Origin of the sequence: Mesorhizobium sp. LMG17149, from assembly GCF_024518695.1 — a bacterium.
Lineage (GTDB): Bacteria > Pseudomonadota > Alphaproteobacteria > Rhizobiales > Rhizobiaceae > Mesorhizobium.
In genome coordinates, this window is record NZ_JANIFL010000001.1 from 488,000 (window position 1) to 510,082 (window position 22,083).

At 63.3% G+C, this 22,083-nt stretch carries 20 protein-coding genes; 6 read left to right on the plus strand and 14 right to left on the minus strand.

The window, feature by feature from the left end; translation table 11 throughout:
• The first annotated feature begins 32 nt into the window (after positions 1–32).
• The 6 genes from NP945_RS02330 to NP945_RS02355 all read left to right on the plus strand — a co-directional run bounded on the left by NP945_RS02330 (position 33) and on the right by NP945_RS02355 (position 6,554).
• Positions 33–947, plus strand: a complete 915-nt coding sequence (locus NP945_RS02330; protein WP_023810098.1) for an ABC transporter permease subunit — start codon at positions 33–35, stop codon at positions 945–947.
• On the plus strand, positions 944–1,735 hold the full coding sequence (locus NP945_RS02335) for an ABC transporter permease (RefSeq protein ID WP_256745467.1): 792 nt from the start codon (positions 944–946) through the stop codon (positions 1,733–1,735). The genes NP945_RS02330 and NP945_RS02335 overlap by 4 nt, the downstream gene beginning before the upstream one ends.
• Positions 1,736–1,746: 11 nt before the next feature.
• The gene (locus NP945_RS02340; RefSeq protein ID WP_256745468.1) at positions 1,747–2,811 is read left to right on the plus strand and encodes an ABC transporter ATP-binding protein; all 1,065 of its coding nucleotides are present in this window, start codon (positions 1,747–1,749) and stop codon (positions 2,809–2,811) included.
• A 281-nt stretch (positions 2,812–3,092) separates the two neighbouring features.
• Positions 3,093–4,643: a sodium:proton antiporter gene (locus tag NP945_RS02345; protein ID WP_256745469.1), complete on the plus strand. Its 1,551-nt coding sequence runs from the start codon at positions 3,093–3,095 to the stop codon at positions 4,641–4,643.
• Between the two features lie 166 nt (positions 4,644–4,809).
• A complete protein-coding gene (locus tag NP945_RS02350; RefSeq protein ID WP_256745470.1) occupies positions 4,810–5,712 on the plus strand; it encodes an endonuclease/exonuclease/phosphatase family protein in 903 nt (300 codons plus the stop codon).
• Positions 5,709–6,554 carry an EamA family transporter gene (locus NP945_RS02355; protein WP_013529691.1) on the plus strand — a complete coding sequence of 282 codons (846 nt, stop codon included), beginning with the start codon at positions 5,709–5,711 and terminating at the stop codon, positions 6,552–6,554. The genes NP945_RS02350 and NP945_RS02355 overlap by 4 nt, the downstream gene beginning before the upstream one ends.
• 7 nt (positions 6,555–6,561) lie before the next feature.
• Here the strand turns inward: NP945_RS02355 and NP945_RS02360 are convergent, their stop codons facing one another.
• From NP945_RS02360 to NP945_RS02425, 14 genes are all read right to left on the minus strand, one after another.
• Positions 6,562–7,797 carry an MFS transporter gene (locus tag NP945_RS02360; RefSeq protein WP_081738768.1) on the minus strand — a complete coding sequence of 412 codons (1,236 nt, stop codon included), beginning with the start codon at positions 7,795–7,797 and terminating at the stop codon, positions 6,562–6,564.
• Between the two features lie 153 nt (positions 7,798–7,950).
• Positions 7,951–8,259: a Dabb family protein gene (locus NP945_RS02365; protein ID WP_256745471.1), complete on the minus strand. Its 309-nt coding sequence runs from the start codon at positions 8,257–8,259 to the stop codon at positions 7,951–7,953.
• Between the two features lie 17 nt (positions 8,260–8,276).
• Complete coding sequence (locus NP945_RS02370; protein ID WP_256745472.1) at positions 8,277–9,905, minus strand: GMC family oxidoreductase; 1,629 nt, start codon at positions 9,903–9,905, stop codon at positions 8,277–8,279.
• Between the two features lie 12 nt (positions 9,906–9,917).
• Positions 9,918–10,679 carry a 3-ketoacyl-ACP reductase gene (locus NP945_RS02375; RefSeq protein ID WP_127269732.1) on the minus strand — a complete coding sequence of 254 codons (762 nt, stop codon included), beginning with the start codon at positions 10,677–10,679 and terminating at the stop codon, positions 9,918–9,920.
• Complete coding sequence (locus NP945_RS02380; protein ID WP_127269730.1) at positions 10,676–10,939, minus strand: hypothetical protein; 264 nt, start codon at positions 10,937–10,939, stop codon at positions 10,676–10,678. The genes NP945_RS02375 and NP945_RS02380 overlap by 4 nt, the downstream gene beginning before the upstream one ends.
• Positions 10,936–12,438 carry a GMC oxidoreductase gene (locus NP945_RS02385; protein ID WP_256745473.1) on the minus strand — a complete coding sequence of 501 codons (1,503 nt, stop codon included), beginning with the start codon at positions 12,436–12,438 and terminating at the stop codon, positions 10,936–10,938. The genes NP945_RS02380 and NP945_RS02385 overlap by 4 nt, the downstream gene beginning before the upstream one ends.
• 88 nt (positions 12,439–12,526) lie before the next feature.
• Complete coding sequence (locus tag NP945_RS02390; RefSeq protein WP_127319168.1) at positions 12,527–13,642, minus strand: ABC transporter ATP-binding protein; 1,116 nt, start codon at positions 13,640–13,642, stop codon at positions 12,527–12,529.
• A gap of 4 nt (positions 13,643–13,646) precedes the next feature.
• Entirely contained in the window at positions 13,647–14,591 is a 945-nt protein-coding gene (locus NP945_RS02395) for a carbohydrate ABC transporter permease (RefSeq protein WP_127319170.1), read from the minus strand.
• A complete protein-coding gene (locus tag NP945_RS02400; protein WP_024502750.1) occupies positions 14,588–15,544 on the minus strand; it encodes a carbohydrate ABC transporter permease in 957 nt (318 codons plus the stop codon). The genes NP945_RS02395 and NP945_RS02400 overlap by 4 nt, the downstream gene beginning before the upstream one ends.
• A gap of 102 nt (positions 15,545–15,646) precedes the next feature.
• Positions 15,647–16,900: an ABC transporter substrate-binding protein gene (locus tag NP945_RS02405; protein WP_256745474.1), complete on the minus strand. Its 1,254-nt coding sequence runs from the start codon at positions 16,898–16,900 to the stop codon at positions 15,647–15,649.
• A 57-nt stretch (positions 16,901–16,957) separates the two neighbouring features.
• On the minus strand, positions 16,958–18,469 hold the full coding sequence (locus NP945_RS02410; RefSeq protein ID WP_256745475.1) for an aldehyde dehydrogenase family protein: 1,512 nt from the start codon (positions 18,467–18,469) through the stop codon (positions 16,958–16,960).
• A 10-nt stretch (positions 18,470–18,479) separates the two neighbouring features.
• Positions 18,480–19,256 carry an enoyl-CoA hydratase/isomerase family protein gene (locus tag NP945_RS02415; RefSeq protein ID WP_256745476.1) on the minus strand — a complete coding sequence of 259 codons (777 nt, stop codon included), beginning with the start codon at positions 19,254–19,256 and terminating at the stop codon, positions 18,480–18,482.
• Complete coding sequence (locus tag NP945_RS02420) at positions 19,249–20,850, minus strand: acyl CoA:acetate/3-ketoacid CoA transferase (RefSeq protein ID WP_256745477.1); 1,602 nt, start codon at positions 20,848–20,850, stop codon at positions 19,249–19,251. The genes NP945_RS02415 and NP945_RS02420 overlap by 8 nt, the downstream gene beginning before the upstream one ends.
• The gene (locus tag NP945_RS02425) at positions 20,847–21,905 is read right to left on the minus strand and encodes a LacI family DNA-binding transcriptional regulator (RefSeq protein WP_256745478.1); all 1,059 of its coding nucleotides are present in this window, start codon (positions 21,903–21,905) and stop codon (positions 20,847–20,849) included. Before NP945_RS02425 ends, NP945_RS02420 begins: the two co-directional genes overlap by 4 nt.
• Between the last annotated feature and the right edge of the window lie 178 nt (positions 21,906–22,083).

The following is a 22,083-nucleotide window of genomic DNA, read 5'->3' on the forward strand; positions in this document are numbered from 1 at the left end:
CCGGTCCTTCTCTCGAAGACGGTAGCCGGCGCATGACTGATATCTCATTGTCCGACCACGCTGTTACCGGGAAGACTGCGCCTCCCGCCGAAGCACGCAGCATGCGGCTGCCGACACAATGGCTTGGTGTCGCGCCTTTCTTCATCTTCGCCATCATGTTCCTCATCCTGCCCACGCTCTATCTGATGCTGGGTGCATTCCAGAACGATGCCGGCGAATTCACGCTCGAGAACATCGCAGCGCTGGCGCAGCCGTCCATCGTTGCCGCCTACTGGATTTCGATCAAGATCAGTCTTGCGTCATCGCTGATTGGCGCATTTGCGGGCCTGGCGATTGCCATCGCCATCGTGCGCGGTGGCCTGCCAGACTGGATACGTTCGGCGACACTGACGTTTTCCGGCGTGGCCTCCAATTTTGCCGGCGTGCCGCTGGCCTTTGCCTTCCTCGCCACGCTCGGCCGCCTCGGCCTTGCGACGGTGATCCTGAACACCGTGTTCGGCCTTAACATCTACGCGCACGGCTTCAACATCCTGTCATTCTGGGGCCTGACACTGACCTATGTCTATTTCCAGATACCATTGATGGTGGTGATCATCGTGCCGGCCATCGACGGACTGAAGAAGGAATGGGGCGAGGCCGCCGCGACGCTGGGCGCGACCATGTCCCAGTATTGGCGCATGGTGGTCATTCCGGTGATCTGGCCGAGTTTCCTCGGCACCGTGATCCTGTTGTTCGCCAACGCCTTCGGCGCCATCGCCACCGCCTATGCGCTGACCGGCTCATCGCTCAACATCGTGCCGATTTTGCTCTATGCACAGATCCGTGGAGATGTGCTGCACAATGCCCATCTCGGTTATGCCATCGCCTTCGGCATGATCGTCATCACCGGTCTTGCCAATGTGTTCTACATCTGGTTCCGGACCCGTTCCGAGAGGTGGCTGAAATGAAGTCGGGAAAGTTCTGGGCCTGGCTCGTCTTTGCTCTTGGCGCGGCCTACTTTTTCATCCCGCTGATCGCGACCGTGGAGTTCTCGATGCGCATGCGGCGCGGGGAGTACTCCTTCGACGCCTACAAGGTCGTGTTGGGCGATGCCCGTTTCCAGGCCACCTTCGGCTATTCGGTACTGGCCGCCCTCTTCACCATCATTCTCGGCGTGCTGATCGTGGTGCCCGCCGCTTATTGGATTCGGCTTCGGCTGCCGCAATTGCGGCCGATCGTCGAATTCATTACCCTGCTGCCGCTGGTCATTCCGGCCATCGTCATCGTCTTCGGCTACATCAGAATGTACGGGTCGAATTCGCCGCTGCCGTTCCTCGCGACCGATACAGGCACCAATGCCTTGCTGGTCATCGGCTATGCAACACTGGCGCTGCCGTACATGTATCGCGCTGTCGACACCGGGCTTCGCACCATCGACGTGCGTACCCTGACGGAGGCGGCACAGATCCTTGGTGCTGGTTGGGGGACGATCATCACCCGTGTCATCCTGCCCAACGTGCTGATCGCGGTGCTCTCGGGCGCCTTCCTCACCTTCGCCATCGTCATCGGCGAATTCACCATGGCCAGCCTGCTCAACCGGCCGGCCTTCGGCCCCTATCTGCAGAATATCGGCGCCAACCGCGCCTATGAGCCGGCGGCACTTGCCATCATCGCCTTCGCCATCACCTGGGGCTGCATGTCGCTGATACAGATCCTGTCCCGCTTCGCGCCGAGATCGGCGAACCGTCCGAACTGAAAGTCAAAGCCATGGCCGACCCATTCCTCTCCATCCAGCACGTTCGAAAATCCTTCGGCGCCACAACGGTGGTCGAGGACTTCAATCTTGACGTCGAGCGCGGCGAATTCGTCTCCTTCCTCGGCCCGTCCGGCTGCGGCAAGACCACCGTGCTGCGCATGGTGGCGGGCTTCGAGGAGCCGAGCGCCGGCACGATCGTCGTCGGCGGCAAGGACATTACGAGGTTGAAGCCCAACCAGCGCAATGTCGGCATGGTGTTCCAGGCCTATGCGCTGTTTCCGAACCTGACCGTGGCGCAGAACATCGGCTTCGGCCTGAAGGTCGCCGGCATGCCGAGGGCGGACATCGATGCCCGTGTCGCCGAGATGCTCGGCATCATCAAGCTGCCGCAGATGGCGGATCGCTATCCCTATCAGCTCTCGGGCGGCCAGCAGCAGCGCATCGCGCTGGCTCGCGCCATCGCGCCGAAGCCGAAGCTCTTGCTGCTCGACGAGCCGCTGTCGGCGCTCGATGCCAAGGTGCGCGTGTCGCTGCGCGAGGAAATCCGCTCGATCCAGAAGAAGCTCGGCATCACCACTATCTTTGTCACGCACGACCAGGAAGAGGCGCTGTCGATCTCCGACCGCATCGCCGTCATGTATGGCGGCAAGGCTGAGCAGGTCGGCACGCCGTTCGAGATCTACAACCGTCCGGCGACCAAGTTCGTCGCCAATTTCGTCGGCACGCTGAACGTGCTCGAAGGCACCGTCACCGATGCCGCTGCAGGCACGGTGCGGGTCAATTCCGAACAGTTTTCGCTCAAGGGCAAGCTCAACGGCTCCAAATCAGGTGACACGCTGTCGCTGGCGCTGCGTCCGGAAGCGATTTCGCTGGGCCGTCAGCCCGGCCGTGACTCCAGCCTTTCGGGAGAAATCTCCGAAGTGCATTTTCTCGGCTCGGTCATCCGGGTTCGCGTCGGCATCGGCGGCAACACGGTCTCGCTCGACACCTTCAACAGCCCGGCAACCCCGCCACCCGCAGTCGGTGAAAAGGCCGAGATCTCGTTCTCGTCGAGCGACATGCTGGTGCTGCACTAGGCTGATGCGCTTGCTCAAAATGAATGGCTGCATCCCGGTCTGCGAAGACGGGAGATGCTTCCGTCCGCGTGGCATGGGCTGCAATGCAGGGAAGTCCGTGTTTAAGCGAGCCCTCTATCGGTGCTTTCGATGTCGGTGCGGTCGGCGCATTTGTCGATTTGGCAGGGCATCGGTGGAAGGCAATTCGAGGCATATTCCCATCGGCTCGAGCTTGCTGGCCAATCAACAGTTTCCAGCCGCTTTGCCACTGCCAGCGTCTCGCATCCCGGCTATAACAGGCCATGGCGCTTTTCGAACTGACACTCGTTCTGCTGTTGATCGCCGTTGCGCTGACGGCGCTGTCGCGGCGTGTGCAGGTTCCCTATCCCTCTTTGCTGGCGCTGGCGGGGGTAGGCATCGCCTTCGTGCCTGGCGTGCCGACCATCGAGATCGATCCGGAACTGGCGCTTGCCCTGTTCATCGCGCCGGTGCTGCTCGATGCCGCCTATGATACGTCGCTGCGTGATCTCAACCGCTACAGGGTCCCGCTTGTGCTGCTGGCGCTTGGTGCCGTCCTTTTCACGACAGCGACGGTCGCGCTGGCCGGCTGGGCGATGGCAGGTCTGCCGATCGCCGCGGCCATAGCGCTTGGCGCCATAGTGGCGCCGCCCGATGCGGTTGCGGCATCGGCTGTGCTTGGCCAGTTCAAGGTGCCGCATCGCATCACTGCCATTTTGCAAGGCGAAAGCCTGCTTAACGACGCCACCGCGTTGCTGATCTACCGGATGGCGATTTCGGCGGCAGCAGGTTCCATTCTGCTGAGCAGCGCCGTTCCGATGATCCTGCTGTCCACGCTCGGCAGTCTTGCGGCCGGCTACCTGCTTGGCCGGGTGTCTCTGATGACGCTGGGCCGGATCGAAGACCCGGCGAGCGGCACTGTGGTGCAATTTGCCGGCACATTCGGGGTCTGGATCCTGGCCGACAGGATCGGACTGTCGGCCATCATCACCATAGTCGTCTATGCCATGACGATCGCCCGCACCGCGCCGCGCCGCATGCCGGCCAGAAACCGCATCAGCTCCTATTCGGTCTGGGAGACGGCGGTCTTCGTGCTCAATGTTCTGGCTTTCGTGCTGATGGGCCTGCAGGCGCGTACGATCGTCGGCCGGCTTGCCGGGCAGGGGCAGACCGATGCGTTCGTCCTGGCTGGGACAGTGCTTGCCATCGTCATCGTCTCACGCCTCATCTGGGTGTTGGGGTGCGGCGCGATCATCAGGTGGTTTGGCCGTTTCGGCGTGGCTGATCGTCAGCGTGACGCTCCGTCGTTTCGTGGCGGCGTGCTGATCGGCTGGTGCGGGATGCGCGGTTTGGTGACGCTTGCGGCGGCATTCGCCCTGCCGGCTGACTTCCCGGCCCGCGACCCGATCGTGCTCGCTGCCTTCACGGTTGTGCTCGGCACGCTGGTGCTGCAAGGCATGAGCCTGAAGCCGCTGCTGCGCCTGCTGAACCTCGACCCTGACGAAACGGTCGACCGCGAGGTCGCGCAGGCGCGCGTCGTGGTCATGCAAGCCGCGCTCGACATATTGAGCGGCAAGACATCGGACGCGGCGGCCGCGGTGCGCGAGCAATATGCCGCTCAACGCAAGATCGCCAAAAATCCCGACGATGCCCAGGCGGCGACCGAATATGACCGCTTGCGTCTTTATGCGATCAAGAGCCAGCGCGACGCGCTGGAGGAATTGCGCCGCAACGGGACGATTGGCGACGAAGCCTATCATCGCCTTGAGGAAGAGATCGACTGGACCGAACTGGCGGCGTCGCCACCCGGCCGTTTCCAGCCGCTGAATACATAAGGCATCGCACGCCGTTTTCCGGCGCACGGAAGATATCGAAGTGCTTCGGGATCGGTGCATGATCCCGGTGAAGGGCAAGGCTGGTCCAAGCCACGTCCATTCTCCTGCACATTGCCACCGTGGCATCGAACCGTTACTGCCAACACGAAATTGAGCCGGATAAGCAATGAAGCTGGTCAGCTACAACATCCAGTACGGGTTCGGCGGCGACGGCCGCTACGATCTTTCGCGCGCCGCGCGCATCGTTGCCGGCGCCGACGTCATTGCGCTGCAAGAGGTCGAGCGGCACTGGCAGCGCAGCAATTTCGACGACCAGCCGGAACTGCTTTCGCGTCTGCTGCCCGAACATCACTGGGTCTACGGCCCGGCCTTCGACATGGATGCCAGCGAAAGGCGCGACGGCCGTCTGGTCAATCGGCGCCGCCAGTTTGGCACCATGCTGCTGTCGAAACTTCCGATCGTCTGGTCGCGGCTACATGCGCTGCCGATGCGCCGCACGCAGCGGCCGCTCAACACCCGCAACGCCGCGCTTGAATGCATGATCCGCACCCCGGCAGGGCCGGTGCGGGTGTTGTCGCTGCATCTCGCCCACATCGCGGCCGAGGAGCGGCTGGAGCAGATCGACTACCTCATGGCCGAGCATCGCCGGGCACCGTCCGATGGCGGACCGTGGAGCGGCGTCGACGACGAGCCCACGCGCAATTGGACCAGCGGCGAAGCGGAGCCGGAAAACCCGCTGGCGGCGATCTGGATGGGCGATTTCAACATGGAGCCGGACAGCGCCGAGTATCGCCGCATCGTCGGCAGCACGCCCTACCATAGGGGTGCCGCCTATCTCAGCGGTTTCGTCGATGCCGCCGCCGTTGCCGGGGAGCCGGTTCCGGACTTCCACACCCATGTGAAGACCATCGACGGCAGACTGGCAAAGCGCCGGCTCGACCATTGCTTCGTCGGCGGCATGTTCGCCGGGCGGGTGCGTTCGATCAGTGCCGACATCGGCGAGGTTGCCTCGGATCATTTTCCGCTGCGGGTCGACATAGACCTGGAAACGCCCGGCATCGCCACATGACGCTTTTCGTCTTCTTTGCAGTGCTTGCCGCCGCTGCCATGCACGCGATCTGGAATGCGCTGGTCAAGGTTCATCTCGACCGCTTCCTGTCGATCACGCTGATGACATTAGGCATGGGCGCGGCGGCACTCGTGGTGCTGCCCTTCGTCGAAGTGCCGAAGGCGGAGGTGTGGCCCTACATCATCGCCTCGGTCATTTTCCACATGGGCTACCGGACCTTCCTGATCGGCGCCTACAAGGCCGGCGATTTCGCACAGACCTATCCGCTGGCACGGGGCACAGCACCTCTGCTCTCGGCCTTTGGAGGCATGTTCGTCGTTGCCGAGATTCCCGGCCCGTTCGCCATGCTCGGTATCTTCCTGTTGTCGGCCGGCACGCTGGTGATGTCGTTTCGTGGCGGCGCGCATCTGGAAAAGCTTAACCTGCGCGCGGTCGGTTTTGCGCTCGGCACCTCCATCTTCATCGCCAGCTATACGCTGTCGGACGGCAGTGGCGCGCGGCTGGCGGCAACCGCGCAGAGCTATGCCGCCTGGCTGTTCATCTGCGATGCTTTTGGCGCGTTGGTGCTGTGCCTCATCTTCCGCGGGCCGAAGGCACTGCCGGTGCTGGCGCGCGACTGGAAGGCAGGGCTGTTCACCGGCGTGCTCAGCGGCGCCGCCTACTGGATCGTCATGTGGGCGATGACCAAAGCACCGATCGCTTCGGTGGCCTCGCTGCGCGAAACCTCGATCCTGTTCGCCATGATGATCTCGGTCTTCGCTCTCGGCGAAAAAATGACCGGCTGGCGCGGTGCCGCCGCGCTCAGCATCGTGGCCGGCGTCGTCGCGCTGAGGCTTGGTTAGGCGCCGCTCAGGTCAGGACGGTCATCACCTGGCCACGTCGTTCCGGGCTGAAACGGATGACGACGATGATGCAGACGGCGACCACGCCTGCGAACAGCGCCAGGGCATAGCCATAGCTGCCTCCGGCGCTTTCCGCGATTCCCGCCTGATAGGGGCCGCCATAGGACGCGGCGAGATTGCCCGCCTGATAAATAAAGCCGGGCAAGGTCGCCCGCACCGCGCCGGGCGAAAGCTCGTTGAGGTGCACGGGGATGACGCCCCAGGCACCCTGGACCGCGACCTGCATGACGAAGGCGCCGATGGCGAGCATGAACGGCGTGGTCGAGTAGGCCCATAGCGGGATGGATGGCAAGGCGATCAGGCATGCCAGCGTGATGGCGTTGACGCGGCCGATCTTCTCCGACAGCGCGCCGAAAGCCAGGCCGCCGACGATGGCGCCGATATTGGCGACGATGGTGATCCAGCTCACCGTATGCGGATCGAAGCCGTGCTGCTTCTTCAGGAAGGTAGGGTAGAGGTCCTGCGTGCCATGACTGAAGAAATTGAAGAACATCATCAGGACGACGGCATAGAGCGCGACGCCCCAGTGCTTCTGCAGCGTTTCCCACATGCCCGGTCTCGCGGTCTTCTGCGCTTCGACGAAGGCCGGCGATTCCGGCACATGCGATCGGATGAAGAGCACGATCAGCGCCGGCACGAAGCTGAGCAGGAACATGGCGCGCCAGCCGATCGTGTAGCCGCCGATCGTCTGCTGATAGAGCAGGCCATAGACCACCGCCGCCAGCAGATAGCCGGCCGGATAGCCGCATTGCAGGATGCCGGAGACCATGCCGCGTGCGCTCGGCGGAATGGATTCCATGGCCAGCGAACTGCCCAGTCCCCATTCGCCGCCCATGGCGATACCGAACAGCGCGCGCAGCGCCAGGAAAATGCCAAGATTGGGCGAGAAGGCGGCCAGCGCGCCGATCACCGAATAGCTGACGATGTTGAGCATGAGGATGGGCTTGCGCCCATATTTGTCGGCAAGCATGCCGAAGAAGAACGCGCCGATGAAGCGTGTCGCCAAGGTCAGGAATAGCGCCTTGGAGACTGCGGGCACGTCGGCGTGGAATTCGGTCGCGATATCGGTGAGCAGGAATGTCAGAAGGAAGAAATCGAAAGCATCGAGCGTCCAGCCCAGGAATGAGGCGAGGACGGTCTTCTTCTGCTGCGAATTAAGGGGCAAATCTTCCTCCATCATCATCGATGGGGGGAATTATCGGCCAGTTCAGGGAAGACCGGTGGTCACGTTTTCGCGTGGCTCATTTGATCGAACGCCAGCTGGAATGGCGGAAGGTGCGATGAGAGCGACCGGTGCCATCTGTCGATGAACTCGATCGTGGCTTGAGGGTGAGGTCTAGATTTCGAGATCAAACACCAACAGTCCGTCCGTGCCGCCTTCCAGGGCAGCAACCAGGCGCGCGCCGGCGCGCTGGTGCGCTTCATGCACAAGATAGGCATCGCGCGCGGCAGCATCGCGGAAATCGATGGTGAAGCCGTGGGTGAAGCCGCGTGCGAACGGCTCCGGGCTGACATTGGCGCTGAATTTTACGGCGTCCATGCCGTCGATCACCTGTCGAAGCGCCTCGAGATCGGAATGGATCGCCATGCGCTCGGTGGTGGCGACATCATTGCGGAATCTAGCGAAAACACAGTGCCTGATCATATCTTACCCCTCAGTGGCTAAGCAGCCCGGTTTCCGGAAAACACCGCCGGCGGCAGCGGCTCGCGGCCAAGGACCAGGTCGGCGCCCCTTTCACCGACCATGATGGTCGGCGCATTGGTGTTGGATGAAGGCACGCGCGGCATCACCGAGGCATCGCAGACGCGGAGGCCCTCGATACCGCGCAGCCGCAGATCCGGCGTCACGACAGCCATATCATCATGGCCCATGCGGCAGGTGCCGACCGGATGGTGGTCGGTCTTGGAACTGCGGCAGGCATAGTCGAACAGCTCGTCGTCGCTGGCGAGCGACGGGCCGGGCAGCACCTCGCGCAGCACGTAAGGGGCAAGCGCCTTCTGCCGCATGATCTCGCGGGCCAGCCGCAGCCCCTTGATCGACATGGCGCGGTCATAGGGATCGGACCAGTAGTTCGGATCAATCAGCGGATGGTCGGCCGGGTCGGCGCTCTTCAGCCGCACGGTGCCGCGCGAGCGCGGCCGCAGGAAAGCCGAGTTCAGGGTGACGCCGGGGTTTTTCAGCTTCTCGACGCCGGCTTCGATGCCGGAGCCCAAGCCGAGATGAAACTGGATGTCGGGCGAGGCGGCTGTCGGGTCGGCGTACCAGAAGCCGCCGGTCTCGAACAGGCTGGAGGCCACCGGCCCCTTCTTCAGCAGCAGATATTGCAGGCCGGCCCAGGCCGTGCGGTGCAGCTTGGCGTAGTTGTCATAGGTGTGATCGCCGGTGCATTCGGCGATGACGAACAGATCGAGATGGTCCTGCATGTTGGAGCCGACGCCGGGCAGGTCATGCACCGGCGTGACGCCGACCGACTTCAGATGGTCCGCGGGGCCGATGCCCGACTGCATCAGGAGTTTCGGCGAGCCGATGGCGCCGGACGAGACGATCACCTCGCGCTCGGCGTGCAGGATTTTCTTCTCGCCGCCTGGCCTGTCGACCAATTCGACGCCGATGGCGCGGCCCTTCTCGACGACGATGCGCGTCACCAGCACATCGGTTCGGACGGTCAGGTTCTTGCGGGCGCGGATCGGCTTCAAATAGGCGACTGAAGCGGACGAGCGCCGGGCATCCTTCTGGGTCAGCTGGTAGTAGCCGACGCCTTCTTGGGCAGCGCCGTTGAAGTCCGGGTTGAAGGGGATGCCCATCTCCTGGCCGGCACGGAAATAGGCTTCGCAGATCGGCAGCGGCGCAATCGGGTTCGAGACGCCGAGCGGCCCCTGGTCGCCGTGAAAATCGTTGGCGTAGCGCTGGTTGTTCTCAGCGCGTTTGAAATAGGGCAACACATCGCGATAGCCCCAGCCGGCGAGGCCCTCTTCCTTCTCCCAGGCGTCGTAATCGCGGGCGTTGCCGCGCGTGTAGATCTGGGCGTTGATGGACGAGCCGCCGCCGACCACCTTGGCCTGCGTGTACCAGAAGACGCGGTCCTTCATGTTTCTCTGCGGCACGGTCGACCAGCCCCAGGAGGCGATCCCCTTCGTCATCTTGGCGAAGCCCGCCGGCATGTGGATATAGGGATGCCAGTCCTTGCCGCCAGCTTCGAGCAGCAAGACCGAGTTGCCCGGATCCTCGCTCAGCCGGTTGGCCAGAACGCAGCCGGCCGGCCCGGCGCCCACGATGATGTAGTCGGTCATGAAACCATCCATTTACAGTCGCGCCACGGAGAGCGCACCGTCGACATTGATGATCGAGCCGGTCGAAAAGCCGAGCTTGCCACCGGCGAGCGTTGCCACCACCGCACCGATATCCGATGCTTCGCCCCAGCGCTTTGCCGGCACCAGACCACCGTCGATGAGGGCGTCGTATTTGGCGGTCACGCCTGAGGTCATGTCGGTGCGGATGATGCCGGGCCGCACCTCGAACACGCCTATGTTTTCGGGAGCCAACCGCAGCGCCAGGTTCTTCACCCACATCGAAAGTGCGGCTTTCGAGATGCAGTAGTCCGGCCGCTCCGGCGATGCCATTTCGGCGCTGACCGAGGTGATGGTGATGATTGATTTCGGGGGATCGCCTGGCGCGGCCAGCATCGCCTTGGCCACGGCCTGGCTGAGGAACACAGTGCCGCGCAGATTGATGCCGAGCGTGCGGTCGAAATTCTCCGGCTTGAGGTCCAAGAGGTCACCGCGCACCACGGCGCCGACGCCGGCATTGTTGACCAGGCAATCGATACGGTCGAAGGCGCGCATCGCGGCATCGACAAGTGCGGTGTGGCTGGCGAGATCGGCGATGTCGCACTGGATGTAGGCAAATTTCGCGCCACGCTTGGTGATGTCGGCGGCAAGTCCGTCAGCGGCTGTTTCGGCAAGGTCGGCGACCAGAATATCGTAGCCGCCATCCGCCAGCGCCTGGGCACAGGCAAGGCCAATGCCCCGCGCGCCGCCGGTGACGATGGCGGAGGGGCGGGTCATTGGAAGCTAGCCTTGCGGATGTCAGCGCCGCCCCTCATCGCCCTGCCGGAGCGTTCGTCGTTCGAAAAGCCAAGCAGTTGGCTTTTCGTCCGCTGCGCGGACCACTCCTCAACCCCCCGTATAGTGACGGGGAGAAGGACGCTCGCGCCGCCGTTCTCGCCAATCGCCAAAGGATCGCCGAGGTTGCGACCAGCTTTCTTCTCCCCGTTTACGGGGAGAAGGTGCCGGCAGGCGGATGAGGGGCGGCGCAAACCGATCATGCCGTAAGCTCCACCTTGCGGATGTGATCGGCAACGCGCAATGCCTGGGCGGCGATCGACAGCGCCGGGTTCACGGCGGCCGAATTGGGCAAGAAGCTTCCGTCGACGACGAAGAGGTTCCGGTGGTCGAAGGAGCGGCAGTAAGGGTCGAGCGCCGCCGTCGCCGGATCGTCGCCCATCTTTATCGTGCCGCATTGGTGCGACGGCGTGCGCTTGTCGAAGGGGCGCGACAGAACGATGGGATAACCGCAGGCGCGGAAATTTTCGCGCATCACCTTGGTCAGCCCGTCGAGCGACCGCATGTTGGAGCGCCGCCATTGCATGACGATGTCCTTGCCGTCGACCATGATGCGGCTTTCCGGATCGGGCAGATCCTCGCACATCAGGTACCAGTCGACGGCGTGGCCGGCCATGAAATCGAGCGCGAATCCCGGCGTGTATTTGACATTGGCCCGCAGCATGTTGCCGTCGATCTTGCCGAGCAACTGGACGTTCCCCAGCGGCTTGCCGCCCTTGCCGTCGGACAGGTAATAGTCGTTCAGCATCAAGGTCTTCTGGTAGACGGCATCGTTGCGACGGCGCGGGTCGATCGCCAGCATGGCGCTGGAATTGTGGTTCATGAAATTGCGGCCGACCTGGTCGGAGCGGTTGGCTAGGCCTTTGCCATCCGATGTGGGCGAGCGCAGCAGGATGACAGCGGAGTTGACCGCGCCGGCCGAGAGGATGACCAGCTTCGGTGATACTTTCTTCAGCTCGCCATTCTGCCGGTAGTGAATGGCTGATATCGTCGTGCCGTCTGGCGAGGCTTCGAGATATTCGACGTAGGCGCCGGTTTCGAGCTTGATGTTCTGGTCGGTGAGGGCCGCCGTCAGCGGTCCCGTTTGTGCGTCGACCTTGCCTTGGCCGGTGTTCGGGAAAGCATCCCAGCCGGTCTTGCCCTCCTTCAGCCAGGTGTCGATGTCGACACCGAGCGGCAGCGAGGCCGGATGCAGGCCAAGGTTTTTCAGCTCGGCGCGGGCGCGGGCGATCGGTGCCTCGTCGGGCACCGGCTTGTAGGCGTAGGGGATCGAATGGAACGGCTCGGTCGGATCCTCGCCCAGTGCACCGCGCACGCGAAACAGCTGTTCGGCTTTCGAATACCAGGGCTCGAATTCGTCATAGGTGAACGGCCATGCCGGAGAGACTCCGCCGAAATGCTCCATGGCCGCAAAGTCCTCCTTGCGGTAGCGGATCAGCACCGCGCCGTAGAACTTCGAATTGCCGCCGACATAGTAATAATTGCCGGGGTTGAAGGCGGCGCCGCCGGCCTCACGCCACATCTCCTTCGGCCTGTAATGGCCGTCGACGAAGATCGAGCGCGTGTCGCGCGCGTGCGGCGTCGCCGGCAACGGCTCGCCGCGCTCCAGCATCAGGATCGAGGCGCCGCTGCCGGCAAGGCCGGAAGCGATCGTAGCGCCGCCGATGCCGGAGCCGATGATGACGATGTCCGGATTTGTCATGGCCTAAATCGCGTCCCGACGCGCTTTAGTTTTTTGTTTTGATGCATGTCGTTGCCCCAAAACCGGATCCACTTTTGGGCGACATACATTAGCGAATACGGGTCTCGGTCGCCGGGTCGAAGAACACCGCCTTGGTCAGGTTGAAGGCAAGCGGCGTGTTGGTGCCCGGCTGGATGTTGGCGTCGGCGCGCAGCCGCGCCACCACGCCCTTGCCGCCGAGATTGGTGACGGCGAAAGTGTCCGAGCCGGCCGGTTCGACGACCTCGATGTGACAGTCGGCGGTGGCGATGTGCGAGGCGTTGCGCTCGGCACCTTCCGGATCGGTCAGGGCTTCGGGACGGACACCGAAGATGATCGGCTTGCCCTGGAATGCCGACAGGCCGGCCGGTGCATTGGCCATCGGCAGCGAGATCGGTTCTCGTGTTTCGCGCTGCAGCACGACGGACAGCGCGTTGCCTGACGTGCCGATCGTCGCCGGGATCAGGTTCATCGCCGGCGAGCCCATGAAGTCGGCGACGAAGAGATTGCTCGGGTTGTTGTAGATTTCGGCCGGCGTGCCGAACTGCTGCACCTCGCCATCGCGCATGACCGCGATCTTGGTGGCCAGCGTCATCGCCTCGATCTGGTCGTGTGTGACGTAGACGATGGTGGTGCCGGTGGTGGCATGCAGGCGCTTGATTTCGATGCGCATGTCGACACGCAGCTTGGCGTCGAGGTTGGACAAGGGCTCGTCGAACAGGAACAGTTTTGGGTCGCGCACCAGCGCCCGGCCCATGGCGACGCGCTGGCGCTGGCCGCCGGAAAGCTGGCTCGGCTTGCGCTGCAAGAGGTGGCCGATCTGCAGCACCTTGGCCACCTTGTCGATCGCCTTCTGGCGCTCCGCCGCCGGCACGCCGCGCATCTCCATGCCGAAGGAGATGTTTCCGGCCACCGTCATGTTGGGGTAGAGCGCGTAGCTCTGGAACACCATGGCGATGTCGCGCTTGGAAGGGTGCAGATCGTTGATGGTGCGGCCGTCGACACGGATTTCGCCCGAGGTGATTGTCTCCAGGCCGGCGATGGTGTTGAGCAAGGTCGACTTGCCGCAGCCGGAAGGGCCGACCAGCACCAGGAAGCCGCCTTTCTCGAGCTCGACATCGATCCCCTTCAGGATCTCGACCTGGCCGAAGCGCTTCCTCAAACCATCAATTTCCAGAAAAGCCATCGGATTATCCTTTGACGGCGCCCGCCATCAGACCGCGCACGAAATAGCGGCCGGCGAGCACATAGACGAGAAGGGTGGGCAGTGCCGCGATCATCGCGGCGGCCATGTTGACGTTGTATTCGACGACGCCGGTCGAGGTGTTGACGACGTTGTTGAGTGCCACCGTCATCGGCATCGCATCGCCGGTGCCGGCGTATGCCGAGGCGAACAGGAAGTCGTTCCAGATGTTGGTGAACTGATAGATGACGGTGACGACGAAGATCGGCATCGAGTTCGGCAGCATGATGCGGCGGAAGATCTGGAAGAAGGATGCGCCGTCGACCTGTGCCGCCTTGACCAGTTCGGTGGGGAACGCCTCGTAGTAGTTGCGGAAGAACAGCGTGGTGAAGCCGATGCCGTAGACGACGTGGACGAAGACGAGGTTGACCGTCGGGTTGCCGAGGCCAAAGCTGGTTCCCGTCGCATTCTGCAGCGTGACGCCGAAGCGGCCAAGGCTGCCGAGGATGGTCGCCATCGGCAGCAGCACCGACTGGAACGGGATGAAGCAGGCGAACAGCATCAGCCCGAACACCAGCGTTGCCCCGCGAAAACGCCATTTGGTCAGCACGTAGCCGTTGAGCGCGCCGAGCATCGTCGAGATCAGCACGGCCGGGACCACCATCTTGATGGAGTTCCAGAAATAGCCCTTGATGCCGGCGCAGGTGAGGCCGACGCAGGTCTCGCCCCAGGCCTTCAGCCAGGGATCGAAGGTCGGTGCCCTGGGCAGCGCCAGCATGTTGCCGTTCTGGATCTCGTCCATGGTCTTGAACGAGGTCACCAGCATGACGAACAGCGGCATCAGATAAAATAGCGCAAACAGCGCCAGCAGCCCGTAGATGACGATGCGGTTGATAACCTTGACGTTGACGCCGCCGGAGGCCTGGCGGGCGGGAATGGTGACGGCGCTCATCGCGGCTTCTCCCGCAGTTCCGAATAGAGATAGGGCACGATGATTGCGACGATGGTCATCAGCATGATCACCGCACTGGCCGAGCCGACGGCCATTTCGTTGCGCTTGAACGTGTACTCATACATGAAGTTGGAGGGCAGCCAGGCCGAGCCGCCGGGGCCGCCGCTGGTCAGCGCCACGACCAGATCGTAGGATTTGATGGCGAGATGCGCGAGTACGATGAAGGCCGACAGGAAGATCGGCCGCAGCAGCGGGATGACGATGCGGCGATAGAGCTGGAAGGTGGTGGCGCCGTCGATCTGCGCCGCCTTCATGATCTCGCCGTCGATGCCGCGCAGGCCGGCCAGAAACATCGCCATGATGAAGCCGGAGGCCTGCCAGACGCCGGCAATGACCACCGTGTAGATGACGAAATCCTTGTTCTTGATCCAGTCGAAATGGAAGCTCGTCCAGCCCCATTGATGCAAGGTCTGCTCGAGGCCGAGGCCGGGATCGAGGAACCATTTCCAGGCGACGCCGGTGACGATGAAGGACAGCGCCATCGGGTAGAGATAGATCGGCCTCAGCACGCCTTCGCCGCGGATCTTCTGGTCGAGCAGGATGGCCAGGAACAGGCCGAGCGCCAGGCAGATTGCGATGTAGAGGAAACCGAAAATACCCATATTGGTGATCGACGTGTACCAGCTCGACGGCGGGTCGGTGTCGAAGGTCCAGCCCCACAGCCGCTGATAGGCGCGCGAGCCGGTCAGGACATAGGACGGGAAGGTCTTGGAATTGGTGAAGGACAGATAGATCGTCCACAGGATGAAGCCGTAGACGAAGACGATGGTGATGGCGAAGCTCGGCGCCAGCACGATCTTCGGCAATGCGTCCTGCAGGCGTGAGCGCACCGAGGCGCGTGGCCGCGCATGCTCCGGCGTCAGCTTGATCTGGCTTGTCGCTACCGTGCTCATGGGGCTCCTCCCGTCGACTCGCGGCCAACCAGCTTCGCGGATCTAAGTTCGCGGATCTGGGCCTTCCCCGCCGGAGCGGGGAAGGCATTTTTGGCGTGGCGCTTACTTGGCGTCGTCGATCGCCTTGACCAGCTCGGTCACGGCTTCGTCCGAGGTCTTGATCTGACCATGGACGAATTTGGAGACGACATCCTTATAGGCATTGGCGACCGCCGGGGGCGCGCCATAGCCCTGGGCCAGCGAGCCGAACAGCGTGCCGCCTTCGTTGGCTGCCTTCAGGTCGGCGATGCCCTTCTTGCCGCAAGCGTCGAAGTCGGTGTCCGGAACGTCGGTACGGGCCGGGACCGAACCCTTGACGACGTTGAAGGCCGACTGGAAGCTCTTCGACAGGGTGGCGGTGGCCAGCGCGACCTGGGCGGCCTTGCGGTCGTCCGGAACGTTGAACATGCCGAACATGTCGGAGTTGTAGATCACCGAGCCGTCGGTGCCCGGGAAGCGATAGCACAGGAAGTCCGTGCCCGGCGTTTTCTTGGCGGCGTTGAATTCGCCCTTGGCCCAGTCGCCCATGACCTGCACCAGAGCATCGCCCTTGATGACCATGGCGGTGGCAAGGTTCCAGTCGCGGCCGGAGAAGTTGGGGTCGACATAGGTGACGAGCTTGGCCAAATTGTCGAACGACTTCTTCATCGTGTCGGACTTGAGCGATGCGTCATCGAGGTCGTTGAAGGCCTTCTTGTAGAACTCAGGTCCGCCGGTCGACAGCACGACCGAGTCGAACATGGTGGCTTCCTGCCAGTTCTGGCCGCCGAGAGCGAGCGGGATCACCCCTGCCGCCTTGGCCTTGTCGAGCAGGGCAACGAAGTCGTCGAAGGTCTTCGGCTCGGTGCCGCCGATCTTGTCCAGGACGGCCTTGTTGATCCACAGCCAGTTGACCGAGTGAACGTTGACCGGCGCCGCGACCCACTTGCCGTCATAGACCGAAAACTTCTGCAGGGCTGCCGGAACGGACTTGTCCCAGCCTTCCTTCTTCGCCGTTTCGGTCAGGTCGCCCATGACGCCGGCAGCGGCGTAGTCGAGCACGGTATAGCCGAGCATCTGCGAGGCGGTCGGATAATTGCCGGCCGCGACCATCGCCTTCAGCGCGGTCATGGCGGCATCGCCGCCGCCGCCGGCCACCGGCACGTCCTTCCAGGCATAGCCTTCCTTGGCCAGGTCGCCCTTAAGGACGTTGAGAGCAGCCGCTTCGCCGCCCGACGTCCACCAATGCAACATCTGCACTTCCTTGACGTCCTCGGCGTGGGCCGTGAAAGCCAGGCCCGACGCGAGAGCCGTTCCGATAAGCAGTTTGCGCAACATGTACTTCCTCCCTTGTTGCATTACACGACCGGTGAAGCCCACCGGGTTCTTCTCAACTCAGCCGACCCACCATCCGGTGCGCTGGCCGCGATGAAACTGAATTGTCTTTTCCTCGGTATAGTCCTCGACGGCGCGTTTGCCGAGTTCGCGTCCGAGACCGGACTGCTTGTAGCCTCCGAAAGGCAGCTCGGGATAACCTTCCATGAATGTGTTCACCCAAACGGTTCCCGAACGCACTCCACGCGCGACCGACATGCAAGTGTCGATGCTGGCGCTCCACACGCCCGCCGACAAACCATAGGGCGTGTTGTTGGCGATGTGCAACGCCTTTTCAATCGATTCAAAAGTCAGCACCGAGAGCACCGGACCGAACACTTCCTCGCGCGCTATGGCCATCTCCTCGGTAACGCCGCGGATGATGGTGGGATCAAGATATTGGCCGACATTGGAGGCCAATTGCTTGCCTCCGCTGTAAACCTGGCTGCCGTCGCCTTCAGCGGCAGAAACATAGCCGGCCACCTTCTTCAGATGGTCGGACGAGATCATCGCGCCGACCTTGGTTTGGTCATCGAGCGGATCGCCGACCGTGACCCTGGCGGCAAGCGCCTTGACGGTGCTGAGAAAATCGTCGGCGATCGCCTCGTGAACGATTAGCCGGCTGCCGGCATTGCAGCACTCGCCGGCATTGAAGAAGCCGCCGAACACCGCCGCATCGGCGGCCGCTTCGAGGTCGGCGTCCGGGAAGACGATCTGGCCGTTCTTGCCGCCGAGCTCCATCGAGACTTTCTTCAGCGACTGCGCGGCGGACGCCATCGTCATCTTGCCAACGCGGGTGGAGCCGGTGAACGAGACCATCTCGACCAGCGGGTGGCTGACCATCGGCGCACCGACATCGGCGCCAAGCCCGGCCAGGATATTGACGACGCCGGCGGGCAGGCCGGCCTGCATCAGGATATCGCCGAGCACGAAGGTCGAGGCCGAGGTCATTTCGCTAGGCTTGACCACCGCCGTGCAGCCGGCGGCGAGCGCGAAGGGCAGTTTCTGGCTGACGATCAGGAACGGGAAATTCCATGGGGTGATGATCGAGACGACGCCGATCGGCTCGCGCAGGACGACGCCCAGCATGGCATCGCCGAGATTGGCGTAGGATTCACCATGCAACGTGCGGGCAAGCGAGGCGGCATAGCGCCAGATGTCGACGGCGCCGCCGATCTCGCCGCGCGCCTGGGCGATCGGCTTGCCGGATTCCAGTGCATCGAGCCGGGCGATCTCTTCCAGCCGCGCCTCGATCAGGTCAGCCGCCTTGAGCAGGATCGCGGCCCGCTCAGCTGCCTTCATGCGCGGCCATGGACCGGTCTCGAACGCCTTGTGGGCGGCCTGCACCGCGGCTTCCACTTCGGCCTCGCCGGCCTGTGCGTAGTGCGAGACGGTGAAGCCGTGGCCGGGGCTATTTCGAGCAATCATGCGGCCGTCGCGGGCATCGACATGCCTGCCGTCGATCAGCAGCCTGTAGGCTTTCGGTGCCGCAGCCGCCTCGGCCGGCATGGCGATCTTGAGTGGGGCGTTCATCTGTTTTCCTCTAGGATCTCGAAAAGGCCGGCTTCTGCTTGGCCTTGAAGGCATCGACGCCGGCCTTGAGATCTCCGGTCAGGGCGATGAAGCCGCTGGCCAGCGCTTCGGTGGCGGCGGCACTTTCCTCGCCTTCGGCGACCGCGATCATCAGCTTGGCGGCTTCGGTCGCCAGCGGGCCGCGCTCGGCGATCTTTTCCGCCCACGCCCTTGCTTCGTCGTATGCCTTGCCAGTCGCGACCACCCGGTCGACGATGCCCAGAGCGAGTGCGTCGGGGGCGAGAAAGATCTCGCCGCCGAGCGCCATGCGGCGCACCGTCTGCGTGCCGAAGCGGCGCACGGCGCGTTGCGTGCCTGACCAGCCGGGTACGACACCGATCGAGGTTTCGGGGAAGCCCAGTTTCACCTGTGTTTCCGCCACGCGAAAATCACAAGCCACAGCCAGCTCCAGCCCGCCGCCCAGTGCATGGCCCGACAAGACAGCGATGGTCGGCTGCCTGAGCCGCGCCAGCCGGTCGAAGACGCGGTGGCCGTAGCGTACCCATTGCACCTGGAAATCGGCGGCACTCATCCGCGCCCAGGCCTCGACATCGCCACCAGCGCAAAATCCCTTGCCTTCGCCGCGCAGCAGCACGACGCGGACGCCCTCGGCCATCTCGGCCGCGTCAAGCGCCGTCTCCAGCGCGCGCAGCATCGGAATGTCCAGCGCGTTGAATTTCTCCGGCCGGCGCAGCGTGACGACGCCGATGGCGCCGTCGGTTTCAAAGGTGACGAGGTGCTCAGCCATGCGCGCCTCCAAGCGAGGCGCCGCCATTCAGCGACAGGCCTATCGGTTGCTCCTGATAGAGGGCTGCCGGTGTCGTCTTGAGGTCCTTGGCAATGCCCAACGGAATTTCCGACTGCGCCAGCACATCGCGCTGCAGATCGATGCCGGGTGCGAGTTCTGTGACGACCAGGCCCTCCGGCGTCAGCCTCATCACGCAGCGTTCGGTGACATAGGTGATGTCCTGTCCCTGCGCGACTGCGCGCTTGCCCGAAAACGAGATGTGCTCGACTTCGTTGACCACCTTCTTGACCTTGCCCTCCTGATCGATGCGGATGCCGCCATCGGCCAATGAGAGTTTTGCCCCGGCGTTGAAGAAGCCGGAAAACACGATCTTCTTCGCCCGCGCGGTGATGTCGACAAAGCCGCCGGCACCAGCCGTGACATGCGGGCGCGCCGAAAGCTTCGAGACATTGACCGAGCCATGGCGGTCGATCTGCAGGAAGGACAATAGCGAGGCGTCGAAGCCGCCCGCCTGGAAATAAATGAACTGGTGCGGCGAGGGCATGAAGGCGTCGGCGTTCGACGAACAGCCGAATTTGAAGTCGAGCAGCGGCACGCCGCCGACCGCGCCCTGTTCGATCACCCAGGTAATCTTGCCGTGCTGTCCTTCCTCGAGAAGGATGCGCGGGACATTGGCGGAAATGCCGAAGCCGATGTTGACGGCCATGCCGTCGCGCAACTCCATGGCGACGCGGCGCGCGATCACTTTCTGGACGTTCATCTCCGGCGTGCGGAAGCTCGACAGCGGCCGGAAGATTTCTCCGGAGATCGCCGGGTCATAGGGTGTCAGCGTCGTCTGCAACTGGTCGGGCGCGACGACGATATGGTCGACCAGGACGCCCGGCACGCGCACGTCATGCGGTTTCAGCGTACCGTTTTCGACGACGCGCTTGACCTGCGCGATAACGATGCCGCCATTGTTACGGGCGGCGAGCGCCTGTTCGAGGCCGCCGAGATAGGCGCCCTCATGCTCGTAGGTGAGGTTGCCGCGCCCGTCGGCCGACGTGGCGCGAATGATCGAGACCTGCGGCACGATGGAGCGGAAATAGAGCCATTCCTCGCCGTCGAACTGCTGCACCGAAACGATCGGCTCGCTTGCAGCGGCGTTCATGGCGCAGCCCTGGTGGCGCGGGTCGGCGAAGGTGTCGAGGCCGACCTTGGTCAGCACGCCCGGCCGCTTGGCGGCCGCTTCGCGGTGCATGTCGAACAGGATGCCGGACGGCACGTTGTAGGCGGCCACCGAATTGTCGCCGATCATCTTCCAGATCTGCGGCGGTTCGGAAGAGGAGGGGCCGGACGGGTAGGAGCCGCACAAAGTACGCTTCAGCAGGCCGGGCTTGGCCAGATGGTCGATGCCTTTGATGCCGTACATGTCGCCGGCGGCGATCGGGTGAAGTGTGGTGATATTTTTTGGGTGGCCTTCCCCCTCGAAGCGTTCGCCGATCGCGGCAAGCACCGCGTCCGGACAGCCGAGACCGCTCGACGACGACACGGATACGACCATGCCGTCCTTGATCAGGCCCGCTGCCTGCGCTGCCGAAACGACCTTGCTCAATTCATGCTCCCCGAACCGGTCGTTCTGTTTCGGGTGCGGCGATCCGGGCCACAGCTTTCCCTGACCACGAGATTGACCGCGCCGATATGGTCCTCAGCGCGCGTGGTGCGCGACTGGATCATTTTCAGCATGACATGGGCGGCGCGTTCGCCGAGGCCGGCCGAGTCCACCGCGACGCTGGTCAGAGCTGGCATGTAATGTTCGGCCTCGGCCACATCGTCGAACCCGACGATGGCGAAATCAACTCCCGGCTCAAGTCCGCGCTTGCGCAGCGCCAGCATGGCGCCAAAGGCGACGGCGTCGTTGAAGCAGAGTGCCGCGGTCGGCGGTTCAGCCATTGCGAGAGCGGTTTCGAGGCACGCGATGCCGCCTCTGCGGCTGGTCTCTCCCTCGACGACCAGTGCGTCGCGGTCGGAGATGCCCTGCGTCTCGCAGGCTTCGCGAAATCCGCCAAGCCGATCGTGATAGACCACCAGGTCGGACGAACCGCCGAAGAAGACCAGCCTGCGATGTCCCTTGCCGATCAGATGGGCGGTGGCGAGATAGGCGCCGCGATGATTGTCGGGCGCGATAACCGGAATACGGCTCTCGGGAAGCCGGCGCATGGCGAAGACCACCGGCAGACCTGCCGTCTCGATCCGCCTGAAGGCGCCCGGCGTCGTGCCGCGAGCCGGCGACACGATGAGGCCGGCGACGCCTTGCTCCATCAACGACTTCAGCACTTCTTCCTGGCGTACCGGATTTTCCGCCGTGTTGGCGATGAACGGCACGATACCGGCCGACTGGAAGACCCGCTCCATCCCAACCGCCAGCTCTGCGAAGAAAGGATTGGTGAGATCGTTGATGACCATGCCGATGACATTGGAGTGCGCCTTGCGCAGATTGGCGGCGCCGCGGTTGTAGACGTAACCGACATCCTCGATCGCCTTGCGCACTTTGCTCGCTGTTTCGGGCCGGATCAGCCCGCTGCCCTGGAGCACGAGCGATACCGTCGATTTGGACACGCCTGCTTCGCGGGCGATGTCGAATATCGTCGCCTTGGCCCGGTTGGCCATCCAGATGCATCCTCCCCGACTGCAGGCCCAAAAGTATTGGAACGTTCTAATCTCTGCTCCGGTCGTGAGTCAATCGGGATTTTTCTCGCGCCTCGAATGCCGATCGTGCGTACTCAAATGGCTTGCTCCATAAGGCTTTTGTGTTGCAATGCAGCATTCTCCCTGCCGTGGAGTTCGA

Bases quoted from the DNA above. Each gene is read 5' to 3' on its own strand.
- NP945_RS02405 (WP_256745474.1), bottom strand. From the start codon at position 16,900: ATGTTGCGCAAACTGCTTATCGGAACGGCTCTCGCGTCGGGCCTGGCT.
- NP945_RS02365 (WP_256745471.1), bottom strand. From the start codon at position 8,259: ATGATCAGGCACTGTGTTTTCGCTAGATTCCGCAATGATGTCGCCACC.
- NP945_RS02425 (WP_256745478.1), bottom strand. From the start codon at position 21,905: ATGGCCAACCGGGCCAAGGCGACGATATTCGACATCGCCCGCGAAGCA.
- NP945_RS02370 (WP_256745472.1), bottom strand. From the start codon at position 9,905: ATGACCGACTACATCATCGTGGGCGCCGGGCCGGCCGGCTGCGTTCTG.
- NP945_RS02360 (WP_081738768.1), bottom strand. From the start codon at position 7,797: ATGATGATGGAGGAAGATTTGCCCCTTAATTCGCAGCAGAAGAAGACC.
- NP945_RS02385 (WP_256745473.1), bottom strand. From the start codon at position 12,438: ATGACAAATCCGGACATCGTCATCATCGGCTCCGGCATCGGCGGCGCT.
- NP945_RS02390 (WP_127319168.1), bottom strand. From the start codon at position 13,642: ATGGCTTTTCTGGAAATTGATGGTTTGAGGAAGCGCTTCGGCCAGGTC.
- NP945_RS02375 (WP_127269732.1), bottom strand. From the start codon at position 10,679: ATGACCCGCCCCTCCGCCATCGTCACCGGCGGCGCGCGGGGCATTGGC.
- NP945_RS02380 (WP_127269730.1), bottom strand. From the start codon at position 10,939: ATGATCGGTTTGCGCCGCCCCTCATCCGCCTGCCGGCACCTTCTCCCC.
- NP945_RS02350 (WP_256745470.1), top strand. From the start codon at position 4,810: ATGAAGCTGGTCAGCTACAACATCCAGTACGGGTTCGGCGGCGACGGC.
- NP945_RS02335 (WP_256745467.1), top strand. From the start codon at position 944: ATGAAGTCGGGAAAGTTCTGGGCCTGGCTCGTCTTTGCTCTTGGCGCG.
- NP945_RS02410 (WP_256745475.1), bottom strand. From the start codon at position 18,469: ATGAACGCCCCACTCAAGATCGCCATGCCGGCCGAGGCGGCTGCGGCA.
- NP945_RS02330 (WP_023810098.1), top strand. From the start codon at position 33: ATGACTGATATCTCATTGTCCGACCACGCTGTTACCGGGAAGACTGCG.
- NP945_RS02415 (WP_256745476.1), bottom strand. From the start codon at position 19,256: ATGGCTGAGCACCTCGTCACCTTTGAAACCGACGGCGCCATCGGCGTC.
- NP945_RS02400 (WP_024502750.1), bottom strand. From the start codon at position 15,544: ATGAGCACGGTAGCGACAAGCCAGATCAAGCTGACGCCGGAGCATGCG.
- NP945_RS02395 (WP_127319170.1), bottom strand. From the start codon at position 14,591: ATGAGCGCCGTCACCATTCCCGCCCGCCAGGCCTCCGGCGGCGTCAAC.
- NP945_RS02355 (WP_013529691.1), top strand. From the start codon at position 5,709: ATGACGCTTTTCGTCTTCTTTGCAGTGCTTGCCGCCGCTGCCATGCAC.
- NP945_RS02340 (WP_256745468.1), top strand. From the start codon at position 1,747: ATGGCCGACCCATTCCTCTCCATCCAGCACGTTCGAAAATCCTTCGGC.
- NP945_RS02345 (WP_256745469.1), top strand. From the start codon at position 3,093: ATGGCGCTTTTCGAACTGACACTCGTTCTGCTGTTGATCGCCGTTGCG.